At 43.3% G+C, this 22851-nt stretch carries 20 protein-coding genes, 1 pseudogene and 2 other annotated features; of the genes and pseudogenes, 15 read left to right on the top strand and 6 right to left on the bottom strand.

The window, feature by feature from the left end:
- Nucleotides 1–286 precede the first annotated feature (286 nt).
- Complete coding sequence (locus MHB50_RS17960) at nucleotides 287–1066, top strand: S-adenosyl-l-methionine hydroxide adenosyltransferase family protein (protein WP_340085363.1); 780 nt, start codon at nucleotides 287–289, stop codon at nucleotides 1064–1066.
- 175 nt (nucleotides 1067–1241) lie between these two features.
- Here the strand turns inward: MHB50_RS17960 and MHB50_RS17955 are convergent, their stop codons facing one another.
- Complete coding sequence (locus tag MHB50_RS17955) at nucleotides 1242–3239, bottom strand: penicillin-binding transpeptidase domain-containing protein (RefSeq protein WP_340084402.1); 1998 nt, start codon at nucleotides 3237–3239, stop codon at nucleotides 1242–1244.
- Nucleotides 3240–3368: 129 nt separating this feature from the next.
- On the opposite strand from MHB50_RS17955, the gene MHB50_RS17950 reads away from it, so the two are divergent.
- The 5 genes and pseudogenes from MHB50_RS17950 to fbpA all read left to right on the top strand — a co-directional run bounded on the left by MHB50_RS17950 (nucleotide 3369) and on the right by fbpA (nucleotide 7320).
- A complete protein-coding gene (locus MHB50_RS17950) occupies nucleotides 3369–4298 on the top strand; it encodes a manganese-dependent inorganic pyrophosphatase (protein ID WP_340084401.1) in 930 nt (309 codons plus the stop codon).
- Nucleotides 4299–4950: 652 nt separating this feature from the next.
- Nucleotides 4951–5772 carry a prephenate dehydratase gene (gene pheA / locus MHB50_RS17945; protein WP_077113214.1) on the top strand — a complete coding sequence of 274 codons (822 nt, stop codon included), beginning with the start codon at nucleotides 4951–4953 and terminating at the stop codon, nucleotides 5770–5772.
- A 13-nt stretch (nucleotides 5773–5785) separates the two neighbouring features.
- On the top strand, nucleotides 5786–6508 hold the full coding sequence (locus tag MHB50_RS17940) for a DsbA family oxidoreductase (RefSeq protein WP_340084400.1): 723 nt from the start codon (nucleotides 5786–5788) through the stop codon (nucleotides 6506–6508).
- Between the two features lie 285 nt (nucleotides 6509–6793).
- A pseudogene (locus MHB50_RS17935) lies at nucleotides 6794–6928 on the top strand (ferredoxin--NADP(+) reductase); the annotation flags it as partial.
- A gap of 215 nt (nucleotides 6929–7143) precedes the next feature.
- Nucleotides 7144–7320 (top strand): Fur-regulated basic protein FbpA, encoded by a 177-nt coding sequence (fbpA, locus tag MHB50_RS17930; protein WP_077113216.1) that lies wholly within the window; start codon nucleotides 7144–7146, stop codon nucleotides 7318–7320.
- A 4-nt stretch (nucleotides 7321–7324) separates the two neighbouring features.
- Here the strand turns inward: fbpA and MHB50_RS17925 are convergent, their stop codons facing one another.
- Together MHB50_RS17925 and MHB50_RS17920 are read right to left on the bottom strand one after the other, a co-directional pair.
- Nucleotides 7325–7768 (bottom strand): threonine/serine exporter family protein, encoded by a 444-nt coding sequence (locus MHB50_RS17925; RefSeq protein ID WP_077113217.1) that lies wholly within the window; start codon nucleotides 7766–7768, stop codon nucleotides 7325–7327.
- A gap of 47 nt (nucleotides 7769–7815) precedes the next feature.
- A complete protein-coding gene (locus MHB50_RS17920) occupies nucleotides 7816–8562 on the bottom strand; it encodes a threonine/serine exporter family protein (RefSeq protein ID WP_077113218.1) in 747 nt (248 codons plus the stop codon).
- A gap of 106 nt (nucleotides 8563–8668) precedes the next feature.
- Nucleotides 8669–8908: a binding site (T-box leader), on the top strand.
- A 44-nt stretch (nucleotides 8909–8952) separates the two neighbouring features.
- Nucleotides 8953–9200: a binding site (T-box leader), on the top strand.
- Nucleotides 9201–9262: 62 nt separating this feature from the next.
- Here MHB50_RS17920 and trpE point away from each other — a divergent pair.
- The 4 genes from trpE (at nucleotide 9263) to MHB50_RS17900 (ending at nucleotide 13236) form a co-directional block, all read left to right on the top strand.
- The gene (gene trpE, locus MHB50_RS17915) at nucleotides 9263–10657 is read left to right on the top strand and encodes an anthranilate synthase component I (RefSeq protein WP_339165063.1); all 1395 of its coding nucleotides are present in this window, start codon (nucleotides 9263–9265) and stop codon (nucleotides 10655–10657) included.
- 323 nt (nucleotides 10658–10980) lie between these two features.
- A complete protein-coding gene (locus MHB50_RS17910; RefSeq protein ID WP_340084399.1) occupies nucleotides 10981–11274 on the top strand; it encodes a DUF6157 family protein in 294 nt (97 codons plus the stop codon).
- A complete protein-coding gene (locus MHB50_RS17905) occupies nucleotides 11243–11383 on the top strand; it encodes a DUF6157 family protein (RefSeq protein WP_340084398.1) in 141 nt (46 codons plus the stop codon). The genes MHB50_RS17910 and MHB50_RS17905 overlap by 32 nt, the downstream gene beginning before the upstream one ends.
- Before the next feature lie 1523 nt (nucleotides 11384–12906).
- Nucleotides 12907–13236: a thioredoxin family protein gene (locus tag MHB50_RS17900; RefSeq protein WP_205179167.1), complete on the top strand. Its 330-nt coding sequence runs from the start codon at nucleotides 12907–12909 to the stop codon at nucleotides 13234–13236.
- A gap of 90 nt (nucleotides 13237–13326) precedes the next feature.
- Here MHB50_RS17900 and MHB50_RS17895 read toward each other — a convergent pair whose 3' ends face one another.
- Complete coding sequence (locus MHB50_RS17895) at nucleotides 13327–14385, bottom strand: putative sulfate exporter family transporter (protein WP_083717783.1); 1059 nt, start codon at nucleotides 14383–14385, stop codon at nucleotides 13327–13329.
- Between the two features lie 117 nt (nucleotides 14386–14502).
- On the opposite strand from MHB50_RS17895, the gene MHB50_RS17890 reads away from it, so the two are divergent.
- A complete protein-coding gene (locus tag MHB50_RS17890; RefSeq protein ID WP_205179172.1) occupies nucleotides 14503–15387 on the top strand; it encodes a LysR family transcriptional regulator in 885 nt (294 codons plus the stop codon).
- A gap of 230 nt (nucleotides 15388–15617) precedes the next feature.
- A complete protein-coding gene (locus MHB50_RS17885) occupies nucleotides 15618–16376 on the top strand; it encodes a WecB/TagA/CpsF family glycosyltransferase (RefSeq protein WP_340084396.1) in 759 nt (252 codons plus the stop codon).
- 72 nt (nucleotides 16377–16448) lie between these two features.
- Here the strand turns inward: MHB50_RS17885 and MHB50_RS17880 are convergent, their stop codons facing one another.
- Entirely contained in the window at nucleotides 16449–17579 is a 1131-nt protein-coding gene (locus tag MHB50_RS17880) for a CDP-glycerol glycerophosphotransferase family protein (protein WP_340084395.1), read from the bottom strand.
- 13 nt (nucleotides 17580–17592) lie between these two features.
- Nucleotides 17593–17988: a glycerol-3-phosphate cytidylyltransferase gene (gene tagD, locus MHB50_RS17875; RefSeq protein ID WP_205179178.1), complete on the bottom strand. Its 396-nt coding sequence runs from the start codon at nucleotides 17986–17988 to the stop codon at nucleotides 17593–17595.
- 1006 nt (nucleotides 17989–18994) lie between these two features.
- On the opposite strand from tagD, the gene MHB50_RS17870 reads away from it, so the two are divergent.
- From MHB50_RS17870 to MHB50_RS17860, 3 genes are all read left to right on the top strand, one after another.
- Complete coding sequence (locus tag MHB50_RS17870; RefSeq protein ID WP_340084394.1) at nucleotides 18995–20866, top strand: nucleoside-diphosphate sugar epimerase/dehydratase; 1872 nt, start codon at nucleotides 18995–18997, stop codon at nucleotides 20864–20866.
- A gap of 93 nt (nucleotides 20867–20959) precedes the next feature.
- Nucleotides 20960–21991 (top strand): Gfo/Idh/MocA family oxidoreductase, encoded by a 1032-nt coding sequence (locus MHB50_RS17865; RefSeq protein ID WP_205179183.1) that lies wholly within the window; start codon nucleotides 20960–20962, stop codon nucleotides 21989–21991.
- A 27-nt stretch (nucleotides 21992–22018) separates the two neighbouring features.
- Nucleotides 22019–22729 carry an N-acetyltransferase gene (locus MHB50_RS17860; RefSeq protein ID WP_205179185.1) on the top strand — a complete coding sequence of 237 codons (711 nt, stop codon included), beginning with the start codon at nucleotides 22019–22021 and terminating at the stop codon, nucleotides 22727–22729.
- The last annotated feature ends 122 nt before the right edge of the window (nucleotides 22730–22851 follow it).

Genomic DNA, 22851 nt, shown 5'->3' with positions numbered 1-22851 from the left:
ATTTAACCTTGACTCGTTTGTATTCAAAAAGGTCATCCTGTATCAAAAATAGATGAAGGATACTATGCTTTCATCTCTCCCGCAATAAATTCGCGCACTTTCAATTGGAAAAAAGTGTGTAAAATAGGCGGAGACCTTTTGACAAAGGGCTTGCCGTGTATTAAGATAGCGTATTATTCGCAACATTTTTTTAAGCCCAAATACATCACGGGAGAGGAAGAAAGCGGTGAGTAACCCCTTAATTTTTCAATCGGATTTTGGATTGGCAGATGGTGCTGTCTGCGCTATGTACGGCGTGGCCAATTGTGTTGATCCGGCCATCAGAATATTTGATTTGACTCATAGAATTCCTCCTTTTGATATATGGGAAGGCTCTTACCGGCTGTTGCAGACAATTGAATACTGGCCGGAAAATTCGGTTTTCGTATCGGTGGTGGACCCCGGGGTTGGAACAGACCGTCGGAGTGTCGTCGCGCGAACGGCTTCCAATCATTGGGTCGTGACACCGGACAACGGCACGCTTACTCACGTTCATAAAGAAATCGGCATCAAGGAATTAAGACTCATCGATGAAAAGATAAACCGGCTTCCAAACTCTGGTGCTTCCCATACATTTCATGGCAGGGACATTTATGCCTATACTGGCGCGCGTCTCGCTTCGGGAAAAATGACATTTGAGGAAGTGGGTCCAAAGCTGGATCTGGGTCTCATTGTGACACTGCCTTATATCGACGCATACCGAAAAAACGGCAAAGTATACGGAATGATCGATGTGTTGGATGTTCGTTACGGCAATCTTTGGACGAATATTAGCAGACCTGCGCTCATTGATTTGAACATCGACTACAATGATCATGTAAATGTAGCCATTAAGCACAATTCTATTTTAGTATATAACGAAACCATGATTTACGGACGCTCGTTTGCGGCCACCAAAAAAGGGGAGCCCCTCGTATATATTAATTCGCTCGATAATGTGGCTATTGCCATTAATCAACAATCTTTTGCTGAAAAATATGGCATCGGAACGGGCATTCATTGGAGAATTGAAATAGAGAAAGCTTAGTGCTGGACATACTTTGACTAGTAAACAGACTTAGTACTGGTTTGACCAGTAGGCAGACTTAAAAAAGACAGCGGGTGTGGCTCGGTAGTCAACCGGGCAGTCCATTCTTATTTACCGTTTCAAAGAAAAATATGTGTTCAAAAAGGGACGACCCCCAAAAGGCCATCCCTTTTCTTTATTTCCCCTCAAATATCTTTTTCACTTTGTTGACGGCAATTTCTGAACCGCCCCGGCCTTCAACACCCTCGACCATCAAGGCGATAAGCAGCTCGGGATTTTCCGGGTTGTATGCCACGAAAAAGCCGTTTTCTTTTCCTTTCTCCCCTTGTTTTGCTTTTAACTCGGCCGTTCCTGTTTTACCCGCGAGCGGATAATTAGGTATTCTCGCCGAACGTGCTGTTCCACTAGGATCTGCTACGACTTTCACTAGCGCATTTTGAATAGCTGTGGCTGTCTGTTCGCTCATCACTTTTTCTTTCCAAACGGTTCCTGTTTTTTCTCCTTTTACCAATATTGGCTGAATCATGTTCCCTTTGTTCGCAAAAGGAGTGTATGTTGCGGCCAAATGAACAATGTTCATCTGGATCTTTCCTTGTCCGTACGCGGAATCTGCCAATGCAATATCAGAATCGATGTCTCCGATTTTCGATTGCTCAAGCGGGTATCCATAGGAAGGAATGTCTTCTTCAAACCCAAACGTTTGTAACCCCTTCGTAAATTTATCTTTTCCCAGGTCAAGGGCCGCCATCGCAAAATAAATGTTGTCCGATAAAATGAGCGCTTTTTCCAAATTGACCGGACCATTTGCTTCTGTCACTCTGGTAACGGAATACCCGCCCCAAGAGGAATCTTTTTTCCAGGACTTGCCGTTAATTTCGTACGTTTTTTTCCAATCGATTGCCCCTGATTCAAGGGCTGTCGCCGCGGTGATCGGCTTCATCACCGAACCTGGTGCGAAAGATGCTTTAAAACGGGTGAGGAGCGGCTCTTTGTCGTTTTCTTGTAATGCTTTCCACTCTTCGGCACTCGCGCCTAAAGACAGCATATTTGGATCGAAACTTGGGCTGCTTGTTAAAGCGAGCGTTTCGCCCGTTACCGGATGCAAGGCGGCGGCCGATCCCGTTTGGTCTTTCAACTCGTTAAAAACGGATTGTTGCAAACCTGAATCGATTGTCAATTGCACGCTTTCTCCGTCTTTTACAGGTTTTTCCGCCAGCATGGCCTCAGAGCCGTCTTCTTTTTTGATCAAAACTTGGACACCGTTTTCTCCTTTAAGTTGTTTTTCAAAAACCTGCTCCAAGCCTCTTTTTCCGATTACGTCGGATGATTGGTATCCGGAACCGGCCTTTTCCAGCTCCTCTGCCGTAATCGGACCCACATAGCCGATCAAATGGGCCGCTGCCTCCCCGAGCGGATAAACCCTTGCCTCCACGCTTCGGTTACTAACGGAAGGAATGCTTGTTACTTTTTCAAGCAACTCCGTATCATCACCCGGTATTTTTTTCAACGGTACAAAATGTTCCGGCTGTACCCATGATGCAGATAATTCTTTTTTAATGTTCTCAGGTTCCAATCTAAGCAACTCAGCTACTTTCGTAATGATTTCCTCTTCTTGGTCTTCCATTTTTCCAGGAATGATTCCGACTTCCGACACTTTTCCTGTAACGGCAAGGCCGACGCCATTCTTGTCCACAATATCCCCGCGTTTCGCAGATGTCATGGAAAGGCTGATTTTATCGCCTTCTTCAAGCTCGGGAAAAATATACGTCGTATCCCAGTTTACATACCAGCTTTTTTTGTCATTCTGTTCCTCTTCCGTGAGTACTGCTTTATGGTCAAATGAAATCTTGCCCGCAATACTGTCCATTTGGACTGAAAAAGGAAACTGGACTTTACCATCTTTTTCCTTCACTTCTTCAGGCTTTTTAAAAGTTATTTTTACATTTTTAATGTTCAAGTCTTCGTATATCTTTTTATATCTATTCGTAAAATCCTCTTTGGAGACTTTTTCCTTGGCATCTGCCGAAAGATAATCATACATTTTATTAAAATCCTGGTCGTTCCATTCATCAATATACGCAGCAAACCGTTCTTCAGGTTGTGGCCCCTTATTGCAAGCGGCCATTGTGAGCCCGGCCACTAATACAAACAGCATAACGATCCATTTTTTCATCGCTCATTCGCCCCCTCTATTGTGTTATTTTAACATTATAGGGGGTTGAAAGCAGGGAAAAATTCATTCAATATGTTAAAATAAATGGTATTGACGAAATCATATATAAAGAGAGTAAGGAGAAGAGCGATGGAAAAAACACTCATTTTTGGACATAAAAATCCGGACACCGACTCTATCTGTTCTGCACTTGTCTATGCCGATCTGAAAACGAAATTGGGCGAAAATGTTGAGGCTGTTCGCCTTGGGCCAATTAATGGCGAGACGGAATACGCGCTCAAGTACTTCAACGTTGAGGCACCGCGTGAAGTCAACACTGTGGCCAACGAAGCCAAAAAGGTTATTTTGGTTGACCACAATGAACGTCAACAAAGTGCGGATGACATTACCGAAGTGCAAATTGCTGAAGTGATCGACCATCACCGGATCGCCAACTTTGAAACGAGCGACCCGCTCTATTTTCGGGCAGAACCAGTCGGCTGTACGGCAACAATTTTGAAAAAAATGTACGAAGAACACGGAGTGGAAATTGAAAAGAAAATCGCTGGTCTCATGTTATCTGCGATTATTTCCGACTCTCTGTTGTTCAAATCTCCAACATGCACGGAACGTGATATCGAAGCCGCAAAAGAACTGGCGGCAATAGCGGGTGTCGATGTGGAAGCATACGGAATGGAAATGCTTAAAGCCGGTGCGGACGTGAGTGGAAAATCGGTTGATGAATTGTTGTCGCAAGATGCCAAGCAGTTTCAAATGGGACAAGCAAAAGTGGAAATTGCCCAAGTCAATGCCGTTGGTGTTGAAGACGTACTTGTGCGCAAAGCTGAAATTGAAGAGGCGCTCGAAAAAGTGATCGCCGAGCGTGAACTCGACCTTTTCCTTTTTGTCGTGACCGACATTTTAACAAACGACTCAACCGCTATCGCGGCTGGAAAAGCAGCTAAATCGGTTGAGCAGGCCTTTAACGTCTCACTTGACCAAAATCAATGTGTGTTAAAAGGCGTTGTGTCCCGGAAAAAACAAATCGTTCCATCTTTAACAGAAGCACTCAGCAAATAAGGAACGGGATTGAAAAAGGCATCACATTAAAACAGCAGCAGGGCTTTGCGAGTCAAAGCCCTTTTCACAAATGATCAGTGATGAATGGTTAGCGTAAAAAATGAAAATGTGTATCCCAAAGTAGAAGTGCCATTAGGCACTCTTAAAGGCTTTGCGCTGGCAAGTTTACTTTACAAGGTGCGAAATATAATATTTGTATGAATATTCGCGCGAGGTGACCGGCGACTGGCGCTGTCCAGCTATAGCGTCCGTAAACTTCGCTTTCTTTGAAAAAGCCCCGCTTTTTCTGCGCGGTTGTTTTTTCGAGGGAGTGAATTCAGAGGCGTGATAAGCCAACAAAGTCCGCTTTTTCGAGGAAATCGTGTCAGCTCGTCACAAAGGTTATGCCAACGAAACAAATGCATGAACTTTGAAGCAATCTGCCAGGTACTACGCCGCCCCTTTACTATCAAGGTACCTGAAAAACGTAAAGTGGGAATCAACTGCCAGTCAAAGCCCGATTAGCTCAGTTAACAATCAGCGGAAAAGCTCTCGCTGTTTGAAGTTTGGCCTGATCTCATTGTGGAGTGTTCGAGTGTGTACGTTTTTCAACAGGCGCTTGCGCTTTTCTTAAAATACAAATTTATCAATTACTTAAAGGGGTAAGTTAATTTTGAATGTAGCTTATTTAGGGCCAAAGGGAACGTTTTCGGAGGAAGCCGCCCTTCGTTATTTTCCACCAAATGGCGTGGAACTGATTATGCACGACAGCATCTTTGACGTGATAGAAGCTGTGGCGCAAGGGGAAATGGACAAAGGAATCGTCCCGATTGAAAATGCGATTGAAGGTACGATCACATTAACGACCGATGGATTGGTCACAAACAATGTTTGGATTGAAGGGGAGGCGATTTTGCCTGTCGCGCTTCATCTGTTGACGGTCGAAGGGGCAGATGTTGACGACATTCGCGAAGTTTGGTCCATAGCCCCTGCACTTGCGCAATGCCGGAACTTTATCAGAAAAATGAATGCGAAAATAAAACATTACAGCAGTACGGCGAATGCAGCCGCATCGCTTGTGAAAGCAGACGATAAACATGCCGGTGCCATCGCATCCGAATGGGCGGCCAAAACATTCGGCCTTGAGATCGCTAAAAAAAATGTTCATGATTTCGAGGGGAATTCAACAAGATTTATCATCATTTCGAAAGAACATACCGAGGTGCCCGAGGCCACCAAATCAATGCTCCTAATCACGCCGATGCAAGACCGCCCGGGATTGCTGGCCATCATTTTAAATGTCTTTTCCTCCCTTGATATCAACTTGTCTTGGATTGAATCCCGGCCGACGAAGAAAAAGTTGGGAACGTACCGATTTTTCGTTGAAGCGCAATTGGGCGCACACGAAATCAATTTGCAAAAGGCCATATCCATTTTAAAAACGTATGGACATGATGTCCGGGTGTTGGGCAGTTTCAACTCCAAACAACTGTAAAAGAGGTGCTCTTATGAAAATTGAAGTGTGGTCGGATTATGCCTGTCCTTTTTGCTATATTGGAAAGCGCCGTTTGGAAAAAGCATTAAGTCAATTTGCCCATCGCGACCAAGTGCAAGTAGAGTTTAAAAGCTTTGAACTCGATCCCGATGCTCCGCGGGACACAGAAAAAAGCAATCATGAAAGGCTGGCGGAAAAATACGGAATGACTGTGGAGAAAGCAAAGCAAATGGGGGAAAACATTCGTCAGCAGGCAGCCGACGAGGGGCTGGACTTTCAATTTGATACATTGGTTCCAACCAACACGTTTGATGCCCACCGGTTAACCCATTTTGCCAAAAAGAAAGGGAAAGGCCAGGAACTGGCGGAAAAATTGTTGTATGCCTATTTTACAGAATCCAAACACCTTGGCGATCATGCTGTTTTAGCGAATATCGCTGAAGCATCGGGCCTTGACCGAGAGGAAGCGTTGGCAATACTTAAAGATGACACTGCTTACGCGGAGGAGGTCCGCCATGATGAAAGGGCGGCGCAGCAAATGGGTGTGCGTGGTGTGCCATTTTTCGTTATGAATCAAAAGTACGGGATTTCAGGTGCCCAGCCGATGCAAACCTTCCTCAATGCCCTGCAAAAGGTATGGAATGAAGAAAAACAAGCACCTGTTTTACAGGATCTTGGAGATGAAGGGATCGCTTGCGGGGATGAGGGCTGTGACATACAAAATAATCCATCATAGCTTGGCTACGGGAGGACTTTCTTGCGTCCCCTCCCTGGCCATCCATTTTTTGAATATCATCCAAAACTTCGACTTAGCAGGATTTCTACTATCATGATCGGGCCTCTGATTTTGATCACTCTGTATCTCCTCTGCCAACATACTTTCTTTGACAAAAAGTTACTTAAATCGACCTGGTTTTTCGACATTTTTCGAAAAAGTCAGAATACAATGGTTTACACAAAGAAAGGATTATGTTGGATTACTGTTTAAGTATTTGGAATGTTCTATCCAAAAAGGAAGGTAGGGAATATTTGTACATATGAGGGGAAAGTCAAGTTGATCGCGACCGGATTTTGAGTAGCGCCTATTGCAATCAGCAATGCAAAAATGCACATTGATCCAGACGCCAAGCTTCAACCGCCTCACAGTACTTCCATAATGGGAAAAACAAGCAGTTTCAATCTGACCTATATCATGACACAAGAAACACTCACAAGCTCCAGCCTTGTAAGTGTTTTTTGTTTCAAAAATGGTGGAAAAGCGCTCTTACGAACCTATAAAGGAGACGATAGCATTAAATGTTAGTTTACAAATGGGAATTATAAGGTTTAAAATAGAGTAAACCTATCAGGATGAAAAGGAGAGGATCTTAGTTGGCTCAAGCGGCAAAAAGCAGACGAAAAGAATTAATCGCTCAGTTGACGGCCATTAGGATTATGAAAAAAGAGGATCTATTACAACTATCCTTGTCGGAATTGGAAAAAGAATACCGAAACATTCATCCGCATTGCGGAGTCGATTCGATTCGCTGGATTCGAAAGAAACAGTAGAAGGCTATGCTTTTTTGGCTCCCATTCTTGAAACAAGCTGGACAAACACCTCGGCAAAAACAAGGCCCATCGCAATCGCTCCGGAAATGATGAAGGCTTTGGAGGCAAGCGGAATTGCACCTGAATAATCATTGCTCACGATATGACGCATCGCCTCATAGGCGGCACCGCCGGGAACGAGCGGGATAATGCCGGCAACGATGAAAATAATGATCGGTGTCTTATAATACTTCGCCAATCCGTGGCCGGCAAGCGCCACCGCAAAAGCGCCGACAAATGATGCCTGCACCGCATCGATGCCAGAATCTGTCATCGTCCGAAAAAATATCCACCCGACTGTTCCGCAAATTCCACACGAAACCAATGATTTTCTCGGCGCGTTAAAAATAATGCCAAAACCCGCCGCTGATATAAAACTCATCACTATCTGTGTCAACATATACGACATCAGAAACACTCCTAAACATGGAAAAATTTGGCGGCCATGGGCTCGCCTCATACAAAAAACGAAAATACCAACGCAACGCCCGCGCCGATGGCGAACGCCGTCAAAAACGCTTCGGCTCCCTTCGAAACACCCGCCATAAAATGTCCCGCCATTAAGTCACGGATTGCATTCGTAATGAGCAACCCGGGAACGAGCGGCATGACGGAAGCAATAATGATCAAATCAAGATTCCTTCCGAATCCGAACTGAACTGATAAAACTGCCAGCCCGCCAATAACAAATGACGCGAAAAATTCGGCAAACAATTTTACCTTTGAGAGATAATGCGCAATCAGTAATATAATAAATCCGGCTCCGCCAATCAATGCCGCTGGAAGATAGTCGATCCACATACCTTTAAACATAAGCAAAAAACTCCCACTTGCCAGTGCGGCGGCCACAACTTGCAGCCAAGCAGGAAAAGACAAGCTTTTTTCATCAAGCTGTTTGAGCATTTGCTGTGCTTCGTTCAGGTTGATCTCGCCTTTGACCATCTGTCTGGAGATGCTGTTGACGAGTGCAATTTTTTCTAAATCTGTACCTCTTTCATTCACTCGTGCAAAATGCGTTGTATACATTGGTTCAAGGTTAAACATGACGACAGTCGGTGTTACAAAGCTTTGGCTGTTCGGAAATCCGGCCGCTGCAGCCATACGTGTCATTGTGTCTTCCACGCGATATGTTTCCGCTCCGGCTTGTGCCATCATGCGCCCCGCCAAAAGGCAAATATCAATGAGCAGTTGCTCTTTTCCCATCAACGCATTCCCCCTATTCCCGCCTTATTTTATCATACACACCTTGCATGAGAAAAAAAGTATTGACAATACAAAAAAAGTTTTATAATATCAAATACAATCATAATGCACGGCTATGAAGAAGAATAGTACCCTCCGTAACACTGAAGAGAGCCGGTGGTTGGTGCAAATCGGCGTGAATGCGGTGGGGAATGGGCTTCCGAGCTTCCAAACCGAACCCTGCGGGGGTGTAGGCTTTGGCGAAACATCCCGTCGTTACAAGGGAGAACGCATGAGATACTCATGCTGTGAAGAGAACTGTTTTCAACAGTTAAAAAAGGTGGCACCGCGGTCCCTCGTCCTTTGGATGAGGGGCCTTTTTGTCTTTTGGAAGATAAACAATAGCATATGACAATCGCGTTGAGCAAGAAGAGTACGTTTGGGCACTTTCGGTACAGAGAATCGGTGTTGGTGGAAATCCGGTGCGAAATCCCGAATGGAATGGGCTTGCGAGCTGTTTTCTGAATATGAGTAGGGAAACACGGGGATTCCACCGTTACATGGATAGGGCATCGGAAATTCAAATTCCCGTGTCTGAAACGAGATGGAAAGACTTTTTCCAATACGAGGTGGCACCGCGGCGAATGTTCGCCCTCGAATAAGCATTGATACGCTTGTTCGGGGGCTTTTTTATTTTAAAAAATAGTAAAGGAGAATCGACATGAACAAAACAATCCAACCGGGAATGAAAATGAAAAAGCTGAACGGAGACATTTTAACACCAATTACAGTATTTTTACGATTGGAGGGTAAGAAGAAGTTTTTGCTTGAAAGCTCCTTGAAACATAACGAGCAAGGGCGCTACTCTTTTATTGGCGTAAATCCGATTATGGAAATAATCGGTGAGGGAGATCAAACGAGTATCGTTTCAAAAAATGGGAAAGTAGTAAAAAAAGAAACGGGCTTTCCGCTTCAAATTCTGCAACGTACGGTACCCAAAATAGAGCTGGATGTTCCTTTTCCTTTTTACGGAGGCGCAGTTGGCTACGTAGGCTATGATGCCATCCGCCAGTACAACAAAATCGGCGAGGAACTGGAAGATGAAATAGGCATGCCGGACATTCATTTCATGGTGTACGAAGACGTCATCGTTTTTGACCACTTAGCTCAATCCATTTATATTTTGGCCATCAGCCTGGATGGAGGCCGGACAAATGAACAATTGGAAGAGAGAATAATAAAGCTGGAAGAGCAAGTTTTCCACGGCCATACAGATGAAACATTGGGAGAATGCCAGATCGACTTTGAACCGCAAATGGAAAAAGAGGAATTTATCAGGCGTATTGAGGAAGCAAAAGGCTACATTTTAAAAGGAGAAGTGGAGCAAGTCGTCCTTTCACAAAGAATGAGCGGGGAAGTGAAAGCCGATCCGTTTCATTTTTACAGGGTGCTGCGAAACTCTAACCCTTCACCATATATGTTTTTTGTGGACTTCAAAGAATATGTGGTTCTCGGTTCCTCTCCGGAAAGCTTCATCAAATCAAACGGCAACAAAATCCAAACGAACCCGATTGCCGGTACAAGGCGACGTGGGCATACCGAAGAAGAGGATCGTGCACTTGCGGAGGAACTCATCACGGATGAAAAAGAACTGTCCGAACACCGCATGCTGATTGATTTAAGCCGGGAAGACATGGAAAAAGTGTGCGTCCCCGGAAGCTTTGACATTAGAAGCTATATGCAAATAGAGTACTATCGCCATGTCATGCACATCGTCTCGGAAGTCGAAGGCATCTTGACAGAAGGCTGTTCCGGGTTGGATGCCTTAATCTCTTTGCTTCCTGCGGGAACCGTATCCGGCTCCCCGAAAGTACGGGCCATGCAAATCATCAACGAACTCGAAGATGTAAAGCGCGGTGTATACTCTGGAGCACTCGGATACGTCAATGCGAACGGCGATGTCGACTTCGCCCTTGCCATCCGCTCCCTTGTTATAAAAGAGGGACGTGCGCACCTTCAAGCCGGCGCCGGCATCGTTCACGACTCCGTACCGCGGCTCGAATATAAAGAAACGATGAATAAAGCGCGGGGATTGCTGAGCACAAAGCCTTTGTAGCGGAGGAATCCCCTGGAATTTAGTCATCAAGTTGTTGAGATCGTCCCCGTCTTACGGGGGTAAACGCAAAACAGACATCGACAAAATTGTGCTTAAAGTAGAAGGTGTCCAATCAGGGTCTAGGCGTCTTTTGTTCTTTGGACACTCTTTTCTTTTCAAATACGTTGTGATTTCAACATTTGAATGGTACTTTTTTAAAAGATATACTTTTTAAGACAGTTCCGTTATCGCGGAAGGTATGTAAAGATGAATGGGCATTTTTCTGTACGTAATTATAAAGTAATGAACGATGATGAGAAAAAACTTTTCGAAGGGGGATTACGGTGAGCTACAAAAATACATTCATTACAAGTTCCGAGGATTCAACGGTTGATTCGGCTGTAGAGCCTGTTCCAAGAAACGGCAAGCCCACGATCGCCTCTATTCAATATGAGCTCATTAAGCATAATCCCTACAAATATACAGAAGAAGATGTGCAATTTAAAACCTATTTAATCAAACATCAAATGGAATTGCATCATACAGAAGAGATGCGAGAGCATTTTTTTTTCAAAACCACAGGCTTGTTTTCGGGCTTCCCCCTTAGTGAAAAAATATGGCTGGGGAATACATTATGATGAACAGGGAAAAATTGCCTTATACGGTGTAAACAGTGAAGCATATAATAGATTTCTCGATTTGGAAAACATCACTTTATTAAAGGGAATGCGCTCAAAAAGGAAGTAAGCTGGTCCGCCACTTGGATTCCAAAGATACGGCGGACCCTCGCGAGCATGAACCCAAGCGCCTATCGTCTGAATGTCGTTCCGGTTAATCCGAACCTACGATTTTATCCCGCATGTAAGGTGCCGTAAGCCTCCCACTTCAAAATCTTGGGTGAATACAAAAGGTTCAAGCGGGAGCAAACGGCACCTAAATGCCCGATTGGTTCAACTAACATTCAGTAGGAAAAGGAGAAAACGCCTACTGAATGAAGTTTCACTTTATCCCGCATGTAAGGTGCCGTAATACTCCCACATCAAGACCTGAGTTGATACAAAAGGTCCAAGTGTGAGCAAACGGCACCTAAATGCCCGATTGGTTCAACTAACATTCAGTAGGAGAAGGAAGAAAACGCCTACTGAATGAAGTTTCACTGTATCCCGCATGTAAGGTGCCGTAAGCCTCCCACTTCAAAATCTTGGGTGAATACAAAAGGTTCAAGCGGGAGCAAACGGCACCTAAATGCCCGATTGGTTCAACTAACATTCAGTAGGAAAAGGAGAAAACGCCTACTGAATGAAGTTTCACTTTATCCCGCATGTAAGGTGCCGTAATACTCCCACATCAAGACCTGAGTTGATACAAAAGGTCCAAGTGTGAGCAAACGGCACCTAAATGCCCGATTGGTTCAACTAACATTCAGTAGGAGAAGGAAGAAAACGCCTACTGAATGAAGTTTCACTGTATCCCGCATGTAAGGTGCCGTAAGCCTCCCACTTCAAAATCTTGGGTGAATACAAAAGGTTCAAGCGGGAGCAAACGGCACCTAAATGCCCGATTGGTTCAACTAACATTCAGTAGGAAAAGGAGAAAACGCCTACTGAATGAAGTTTCACTTTATCCCGCATGTAAGGTGCCGTAATACTCCCACATCAAGACCTGAGTTGATACAAAAGGTCCAAGTGTGAGCAAACGGCACCTAAATGCCCGATTGGTTCAACTAACATTCAGTAGGAGAAGGAAGAAAACGCCTACTGAATGAAGTTTCACTTTATCCCGCATGTAAGGTGCCGTAATACTCCCACATCAAGACCTGAGTAGATACAAAAGGTCTAAGTGTGAGCAAACGGCACCTAAATGCCCGATTGGTTCAACTAACATTCAGTAGGAGATGAAAAAAATCCTACTGAATGAAGTTTCACTTTATCCCGCATGTAAGGTGCCGTAATACTCCCACATCAAGACCTGAGTAGATACAAAAAGTCTAAGTGTGAGCAAACGGCACCTAAATGCCCGATTGGTTCAACTAACATTCAGTAGGAGATGAAAAAACTCCTACTGAATGAAGTTTCACTTTATCCCGCATGTAAGGTGCCGTAATACTCCCACATCAAGACCTGAGTTGATACAAAAGGTCCAAGTGTGAGCAAACGGCACCTAAATGCCCGATTGGTTCAACTAACATTCAGTAGGAAAAGAAGAAAACGCCTACTGAATGAAGTTTCACTGTATCGCCCACTACACATCTAGATGGAGGATTGAAAGCTGTGATTCATGTACATTCCTTGGAAGAAATCAAGGCAAATATTGAAGAAAACAAGGTAACACTCCTTTATATATCCAGACCCAGTTGTTCGGTATGCCACTCACTGCTCCCGCAGGTGGAAGAGCTGCTGACACAATTTCCAGCAATCGTTCCGATTCACGCAAATGCCGATCAAATTCCTGAAATAGCAGGGGAATACTCTGTTTTTACCGTCCCTGCCGTTCTTGTCTTCGCCAACGGAAAAGAAATGATTAGAGAAGCAAGATTTGTGCCGATTGGAGAATTGGAGGAGCAGCTTTCAAAGCTTATTTCCCATTTAACCTTAACCTAATAATAGTTGTGACCTGTCCGCTACGGTAGTGGTGCGGCGTGCGGTCATGATCTGGAACTGCAAAATGACGATCTGAACATCAACTCTTTTTTACACAAGCAAAAATGCCAATACCGAAATCAAGACGGACGCCACGCTCATCGCCAAAAGCGGCTTCAATGCCTTTGTCCTTACATCCTGTAGGCTGACATTCAGTCCAAGACCGACCATGGCTGCCGTGAGAAGCCACGTCGTTCCGCTTGAAACAAAGTCCATGAAGCCTTGTGGAACCACGATCACAGCTCCGAGCACATACGTTCCGATTATGCTCATCGCAATAAAGCCGAGAAGAAATAACGGAAAGCCTACTTTGGCATTCCCTGTCGAATCTTTTCCCGACCTTGATTTAACCCAATAAACCAATATGAAACAAAGCGGTATAAGCAAGAATACCCGTCCCAATTTGGCCAGCAATGCCATGGCCAGTGCCTCTTGGCCCCCTGGCGCGCCTGCCAGCACGACGTGGGCGATTTCATGCAGACTCATCCCGGTCCACGCTCCGTACTCAGCGCCGGTCAGCGGCAAAACCGGCCGCAAAATCGTATACACAATACCGAAGACCGTTCCCACAAGAGCAATGATCCCCACGCTGATCGCGGTATCTTCATCCTTTGCTTTGATAATTGGAGCTACCGCCGCAATTGCGGCTGCCCCGCATACTCCAGTTCCAACACCAAGAAGAAGCGAAATGACTGGATTTGCCCGCAGCCGCTTCGCGACCCATACCGTCACCAAAATGGCAATCGTAATAATGCCCGCATCCCGTATCAATAACCCAAGACCATCTTGTAAAACGGTATGAATATTCAATTTCAATCCATATAGAACAATCGCTGTCCGCAGCAACACTTTAGAAGAAAAAGCCACCCCCGGCCGCAATGCTTCCGGATAGCCGAAAATTTGCCGGAAAACGACCGCTATTAAAATGGCAGAAGCCATTTGACCGATCAAACTGAAACCCGGAATTCTTGCAAGCAAAAATCCAAGCAATGCAATGAAAAACGTAAAAGCAACTCCTCCTGCCCATAATCCGAAAAAAGAACTTTTTTCCTTCTGCCGTTGCAGGGGTTCGCCTTCCTCTTTATGATGTTCCGTTTTTCCAAAACTCATGTGTATCCATCCTTCCGGCTGATCTCCTAATGTAAGGATATATGAAAAAGATATATAAGAAAAATAAATGATTATAATAGCAATAATAAGCATTTTATATACTAGGAGGAATGCGAGATGGATCAGCTACTGGAAGTGTTTGTCGCTGTTGCTGAAAAGAAAAATTTTTCACGGGCAGCTGAAGAACTGCATATGACTCAGCCTGCGGTAAGCCAGCACATTCAGGCGTTCGAGCGGGAGATCGGAACGAGGCTATTGGATCGGACCAATAAATATGTGAAACTCAATAAAGCTGGTGAAATCGTATACGACCATGCGGTGGAAATACTCGGTCTTTATACGAAAATGCAACGCCTTGTCGATGATTTGACAAACAAGACGAGCGGACCGTTAACGATTGGGGCAAGCTACACATTCGGCGAGTATATTTTGCCCTATGTAATTGCCGATATGCTTGAACAATACCCGCTTGTCACTCCAAGCATTTCCATTGGCAACACCCGGGACATTGCGGAATCCGTCTTGAAACACCAGCTGGATGTCGGCATTGTGGAAGGGGATTTCCGCCACCATCAGCTTATGATTGAGCCCTTTGCTAAAGATATTATGCATATTGTCACGGCGCCGACCCACAAGCTTGCCAAGTTGAAAAAAGTGACACCCGCCGACTTGGCCCAAGAAACATGGATTGTTCGGGAAGAAGGCTCCGGAACAAGAACAGCGGCAGATAAGATGCTTGATTCCCTGGATATATCTCCCGAAAAAATGATGGAATTCGGAAGTCTTCAAATCATTAAAGAGTCCGTTGAGGCCGGGCTTGGTGTCAGCTTGCTTTCAAAGTGGGCCATCAGAAAGGAGCTCTCCATGGATACTTTAAAAATCATTGATGTAAACGGCCTGCCTTTCACAAGAACATTCTCAATCGTTACATCATCTCCTTATAGAACAAAAGCGTTGGACACATTTTTGCAGTTTGTCCGTGAAGTATCCGAGAAAAGCTGAATGCGTGTCCTATGATTCCTATCTGAGTGCGTGCATTGGAATCCGGTATACACTTAAATTTAATTCAATTTTAAAGTCGAACTCTTAAGACGCTGGTAGTGGAGATTTATTGGTTTCACCGAAGACTAGAGTACCTGAACATGGGCAACATTAACCATAATGGAGAATATGAATTCGAAGTTACTTCCATTCAGCATATGTGAAAGGGAATTGTTATGATGGAGCTTAATATGTCAAAAAAAGTGGATGTTTTGGGAATAGAATTTGATAATATGACCCAAAAACAAATGATTGATATGATCAAGACTCGCATCAAACAGAAAAAGAAAACATTTATTGTTACTGCGAATCCAGAAATTGTTATGAAAGCACAGCGAGATCAAGACTATAAGGATACTCTTCAGTCTGCCGATTTTATCATTCCGGATGGAGTCGGGATTATGCTGGGAGCGAAGATGTTAAAGAGGCCGCTTCTTGAGAGGGTAGCGGGTTTCGACCTGATGACAGAACTATTGGCGGTGGCCAATCAAGACTGCTTGAATGTATTCTTCCTCGGCTCCAAAGACAATGTAATCCAAATGATGATCCGTAATGTGAAGCAAGAATATCCCAATGTCCAAATAGGCGGCTATCATCACGGCTACTTTGAAGGAAATGATCCTCGTATTACTGATATGGTAAAAAAAGCAAATTCCGATCTTGTTTTCGTTGCGATGGGTTTCCCAAGGCAGGAAAGGTGGATTCAAAAGAATGTAAACGTATTTGAAAAGGGCATTTTTATAGGAGTGGGCGGTAGTTTCGATGTGTTAGCCGGTGTTGTAAAACGTGCACCAACTATCTGGAGAAGCTGGAAAATCGAATGGCTATATCGGTTATGCAATCAGCCATCCAGATGGAAAAGGATGACATGTTTACCGTTGTTTGTTTTAAAAATATTAGGTTCTACAGCAAGCGATACGTTTAAAAAAACGATAAAACTCATCCGATAGACATTTTTGGAGCTTAACATTAAAAACTGAAGGGGACGAATGACCACCTCCAGTTTGTTAGGAAATCATGTGTCAGTATAAGTATTTTATTAACCGATCACTTGAATCTCCCCTTGAATATTCATTCCAATCATTCGCGAATGTTTGAACCCTCTCAAGGTATTCATCACGATTGTTGCGAATTTCTTTTATGAGTTCTTCTGTATTCTTCACGATCGGCCCCGGAACCAGCTGTTCATAAGGCTCCCAAAAGCCGCGAGCTGAAGTATAAACGTCCAAATCATAAGCGAAAAAAATCATTGGTTTATGCAAAAGCGAGAATTCAAACGGAATGGACGAGTAGTCGGTAATGAGTATATCCGTAATAACCAATAATGGATTGACTTCAGAATATCCCGAGACATCACAAATAAAGTCCGGATACATGTTACAAAATGTTGTTTGGATAGCCGGATGAAGTCGTAGAAGGAGCACATAATCTTCATTCAATTCCTGATACATTCGATCAATATTCAATTTGAGCCTGGAGTTGTGAATGTCATTGTCACGGTAAGTAGGAGCAAATAAAAGGACTTTTTTTCCGTGAATGATTGGGATTTCTGTTTTCAGAAAATCTGCCGCTTTCTCCATGGCTTTATTATGGAAGAAAAAATCTGTCCGGGGAATGCCTGTCCGTAACATTTTTTCAGTTTCAATGCCAAAGCTTTCGTGAAAAATGTCCGCCATCTTCCGGCTTCCAACCACAACATAATCAAAGCGGCTGTATACTTTGATAAAACGCTTCAATGCCCGCGGGGAACGATACTGGATGGAAGGGTCTTTAAGTCCAAACCGTTTAATCGCCCCCGCTGCATGCCATAACTGAATGCAAATCACATTCGGTTTAAACCGAGTTGCCGCCAAAAAACCGAAGTAATTATCCACAAAAACATGGGTGGATGTAGCCAGATGGTAAATGGAGCGAATCCAGCCAATGACATTCTTGGGATCAAAGGCTAACACAAGGCAGTCACATCGCCGTTCGAAATCCATTTTGCATTGGGAAGTTTTTAAAATAACAATAGAATGGTTTACTTGCTTTTCCAGCGCGTTTAATGTGAATAAAACATTATCTCCAAAAGACGCGACGAAAGTTGTTTTCGCCTGTTGGGGATATAATTGAAAGATTGAGAAAAACACGCGAAAAACAAGTAAATATAACATAATCGCCGCTTCTCTAAGCATTACTAAGCTGTAAATCATTTTTAATTTTAGTCGTTGAAATCCCAACAGTGCGCGGAAGATAAACCACATTACAGTATTCCAGCAAAAAATCAAACTTCCCTTTCCAGTCATCACCCATTATGAATACATCAATGCCATACTTCTTTATATCTTCTACTTTCTGCTCCCAACTATGCTCCGGAATCACCTGATCCACATAGCGAATCGCTTCCATAATCGCTTTTCGTTGTTCAAATGTGTAGTATGCTTTTTTTTGTTTTAAAGCATTAAATTCATCAGTGGAAATCGCCACGATTAAATAGTCCCCATATTCCTTCGCGCGGTGCAAAATATTAATGTGCCCGATATGAAGCAAATCAAAAGTGCCATACGTGATGATTTTCTTCATGCTGAAGAGCCCTCCAATTTGTTTTAAACATCTGCAAACTTCTCCGTAAGCGTTAGTTATTATGTTATGTCAAGAATTTGCCATTTATCCCAAGGAAAGTATTTGAACATTTTTCACATCTCTTTTCGCTACGGAAACAATATCGTTCAGTCTTTGCTTCTTTAAAGAAAGTAAATATATCCAACATCTTTTGAAGTATTTATGAACTGATTCAGAGCTGAATCTATGACACTACAAACCTTTTTTCGTGAAATAAGTGCCACGGTGGCAACACTTCGTTGCACGATCCTTTCGGAATATAGGGTGGTTGTATAAAAATCCACCCCGGATAAGGTCGGCTCCATTCATTGATCAAAATTGTCAGCAGTCCCGTCTTCGCTGCTGGAAAGTGATTTGTTTGGAACGGTAGAAGGCAGTTTTATAAGGGGTGTTGATCGGCCCAGTGGGAGTTTACAACATCTTAAGCAAGGGTATATTGATCTTTGAAAATGATCATGCGGCCTCCTCGTTTTCCTTATTTTGATTCAAAAGCAGTAAAGTGTTATTCATAAAGCAGCAACAATCTTGCAATATTGGTAACACTTCTTAATGAAAATTTGCTTTTCTATTTGTGGGGATTATGATAAACTTCACGATAAAAGTGCTCTTTTTTTTGGATTGTTGGTTTTTCTCAAACCTCATTTTACCAAAGGAGGGAGCTTTTTTTGTGAAGTGGGGGAAACGTAAAAATCAAGGCCAAGTTCCTGGTTCCTTAGGGCTTTTTACGGGCCGCCAGACGTTTCTACTATCATTGACGATTGTAAGTTTTTCGGTTAGTCTTTAAGACACTGATTAACAGGCAAACACGGTAGTTTCCATCGCGTACAAGTTGCCCGATTTGACAATTTTTGACCTAGCTAAGCGATCTGGTTCATTTTGCAACAGAATGTTCATCGTCCCTAGAAAATTTTATGTTATAATGTGTCAGAGTGCAGTTTTCTCTAAAGCGCACCGGGAGGGAAGTTTCATGAATTACAAGACAAGAATGTTTGTGCTTGTCTGTATTGATTCAGCGATTGTTTTATTATCGATTTTCATGTCGCATTTTTTATTAAACCCATTTTATAAATATGTCGTTAATGAACTGATCATTACTACATCGATCACTTTGTTAATCACTCACCATCTTTTCTCCTATTTTTTTGGCTTATACCGAAGAGTATGGAGATATGCGAGTATGGAAGAGCTTGCCGGTGTATTTTATGTCGTGACCTCATCCATTATTATTACGGCAATTGTTCAAAAGCTTGCCTTTAATAACATATATTCTCGCGGACTGTCACTAACATTTATGTTTCACATACTGTTGTTGGGTGGGGTCCGGTTTTGGTGGAGATTTATCCAAACTGTTTTATTCGACATTAAAAATTGGGGGATTAGCCCAAATAAGAAAGTAAGGACTTTAATCATTGGCGCTGGATCAACAGGACGGATGCTGCACCGCCAGCTCAAAGAGCATCCCAATACAGAACTGCAGCCAGTTGCGTTTCTTGATGATAATTCAAGTGTCCAACAACTGGAGATCGGCGGCCTGCCAGTGGCGGGTACGATCGAAGATATGCCGAAAGTGATGAAACGCTACAAGATTGAACATGTTGTGATCGCTATCCCATCATTAAAGAAACAAAAATTGAATGATATTGTTTCTGAAGCGAAAAAATATGTGAAAAATGTTCAAATACTGCCGATGATCGGTGATTTAGCATCAGGAAAAGTCGAGATCACTGAGATCCGGGATGTCTCCATCGAAGACTTACTGGGGAGAGAGCCGGTAGAACTTGATATAGAAGGTATCGCCAATAAAATCAAAGGACAAACAATACTCATCACCGGGGCAGGAGGTTCCATTGGTTCGGAACTTTGCAGGCAATTATGCCACTTTTCCCCGAAAAAGATGGTCCTGCTTGGGCATGGCGAAAACAGTATATATAGCATTGACATGGAACTAAAATCCAAACATCAAGATAAAATCGCATTTTCAACAGAAATTGCCGATATTCAAGACCGTCATACGATGTTTGAAATAGTAGGCAAGCATAAACCTGCTTTTGTATTTCATGCAGCTGCCCATAAACATGTTCCCCTTATGGAAAGAAATCCGGAAGCGGCGGTCAAAAACAATATTTATGGTACGAAAAATGTTGCTGAAGCCTCCGATGCCGCGAATGTTGATACTTTTGTGCTTATTTCAACCGACAAGGCGGTCAATCCGACAAGTGTAATGGGAGCGACTAAGCGCATTGCCGAGATCATCGTCCAGAACTTAAATAAAGTTAGCCAAACCAAATTTGTTTCCGTAAGGTTCGGAAATGTGTTGGGAAGCAGAGGCAGTGTTGTTCCGTTATTTAAAAAGCAAATTGCCAATGGCGGGCCAGTAACTGTTACCCATCCAGAGATGACACGCTTTTTTATGACGATTCCCGAAGCGGCAAGACTTGTTATCCAAGCAGGCGCTCTGGCAAAAGGCGGCGAAATTTTTGTGCTTGATATGGGTGAGCCTGTAAAAATTGTAGATCTTGCCAAAAAAGTTATTAAACTTTCCGGCTTCACCGAAGACGAGATTAAAATCAAATTTACCGGGGTCCGTCCAGGTGAAAAACTATATGAAGAAATCATGAATGAAGAAGAAGTAGATCCCGTCCAAGTATATCCGAAAATATTTATTGGAAAAGCAACAGAAGAAAATATGACTGAGGTGCTTCAAGAGATCGAGCTAATTATCAATGATAAGGAAGAACTTAGAAAAACGCTTCTGACAATAACCAATAAAAAGAATCCGACGGAATGTAAAGGTCCCAATCATGAAGCCGTAAAGAAAATACTGACAATGGCTCATTGATAACTAAGAACGTAGTACGTGTCCATATATTTCGTACTGACGTTCTTTCTTTGAATCGGGATAATTTATGCTCCCATGTGACGAGGTGGAAAAATGGAAAACGTTCATTTTGCAATAGTAGGCTGTGGCCATATTGCCAAAAAACATGCTGAAGGAATCAAAAATACACCAGGAGCAACATTGGTTGCCGTGTGCGATACCATTCCTTCCAATATGGAATGGTATGTTCAAGAATGTCAGGCCGTTGCTTATCAAGATTATGATGAAATGTTAAAAAATCCTAAAATAGATGTTGTGAACATTTGTACGCCAAGCGGCTCCCATGCCCCTTTGGCTATAAAAGCCGCAGAAGCGAAAAAACATGTCATCGTTGAGAAACCAATAGCATTAACTATAAAAGACGCAGATGCCATTGTAGAGGCTTGCAAGAAGAACAAAGTCAAATTATCAGTGCTGCATCCGAATCGTTTTCGACCCGCAATGATGGAATTGAAAAAAATGATGGATGAGGGGCGCTTTGGAAAGCTGAGCCATGCCAATGCCACTGTTCGGTGGAATCGTAATCAGCAATATTATGATCAAGCACCCTGGAGAGGAACCAAATCACTGGATGGCGGCGTTTTAATGAATCAGGCTATACATAATTTGGATCTCCTTTTATGGCTAATGGGAGATATCGATGAAGTGTACAGTATGTCCGCTACAAGACTCCGGAAAATTGAAGCCGAAGATGTATCAGTAGGAACTGTGAAATTTAAAAACGGCGCCTTGGGTGTCATAGAAGCTGCTACAACCATATATCCAAAGAACTTTGAAGAGTCTTTGAGCATTTTCGGAGAAACGGCATCGGTGAAAATCGGAGGAAGAACGGCCAACTTCATCGAGCACTGGGTGATGGAAGGAATGCCGGAAGAAGAGGTTGCGCAATTAAAACATAAAATAAATGAAAATCCATACGGAATTCCTGGCCACCAGTGTATTATAGAAGACATGGTTCAAGCTGTTAATGATGATCGCGAACCGATCATTACAGGTGAAGACGGCATCAGGGCATTGCGATTGGTTGCCGGGCTCTACCAGTCTGCTGAGAAGAGAATGCCTATAAAAGCGCATGACATTGAATGAAATCAATAACCGAAGGAATTGATAACTATGAAAAATGTTCAAATGGGAGAAAACGCAGTGATTGGCAAGAATGTCAAGTTTGGAGAAAATGTGACGATCGGCCATAATGTAGTAATATATGATGGGGTAAAACTTGGAAACAACATTATCATCCAAGATAATGCCGTCATTGGAAAACAACCTACAAGAGCCAAAACTTCCATCTTGCCGGATGTAAAGAAGCTACCGCCTACTGTGATTGGAAATGGTGTAACAATCGGAACATCCGCGATTATTTATGCCAATGCTGAAATTGGCGATGATGTTTTTATTGCCGATTTGGCTACCATTAGAGAACGAGTGTCCATCGGTGAAAAAACAATAGTTGGACGGGGAGTAGCTGTAGAAAATGATTGTAATGTGGGGAAATATTGTAAATTGGAAACGAATTGTTACATTACGGCCTATTCCACATTAGAAGACCATGTGTTTATTGCACCGTATGTCGTCACGACAAATGATAATTATATGGCCCGTTCCAAGGAGCGCCTCAAGCATTTTAAAGGTGTGACGGTAAAAAAAGGAGGCAGGATCGGGGCGAATGCTACGATTTTGCCTGGAAAAGTGATACATGAAGACGGAACAGTTGCAGCGGCAAGCGTAGTGAGTAAAGATGTCCAGAAAGAAGAGCTGGTTATTGGGGTGCCGGCACGAAAGCTGCGAAACGTTCCTGAGGATCAGTTGTTAAGGAATCAATAATTGGTGATGCTATGAACATATTACTCATAAACCATTACGCAGGATCAAATATCCATGGAATAATTGGCCTGCACGGTCTATAAAAAAGAGTGGGAGCGAATGGCGTTACACTCTCATTCTGC

The organism is Siminovitchia sp. FSL H7-0308 (genome assembly GCF_037980985.1).
GTDB classification, from domain to species: Bacteria; Bacillota; Bacilli; order Bacillales; family Bacillaceae_C; genus Siminovitchia; species Siminovitchia thermophila.
Note: the sequence above shows the minus strand (reverse complement) of the source record. Positions and strands in the feature narration are given on the sequence as shown.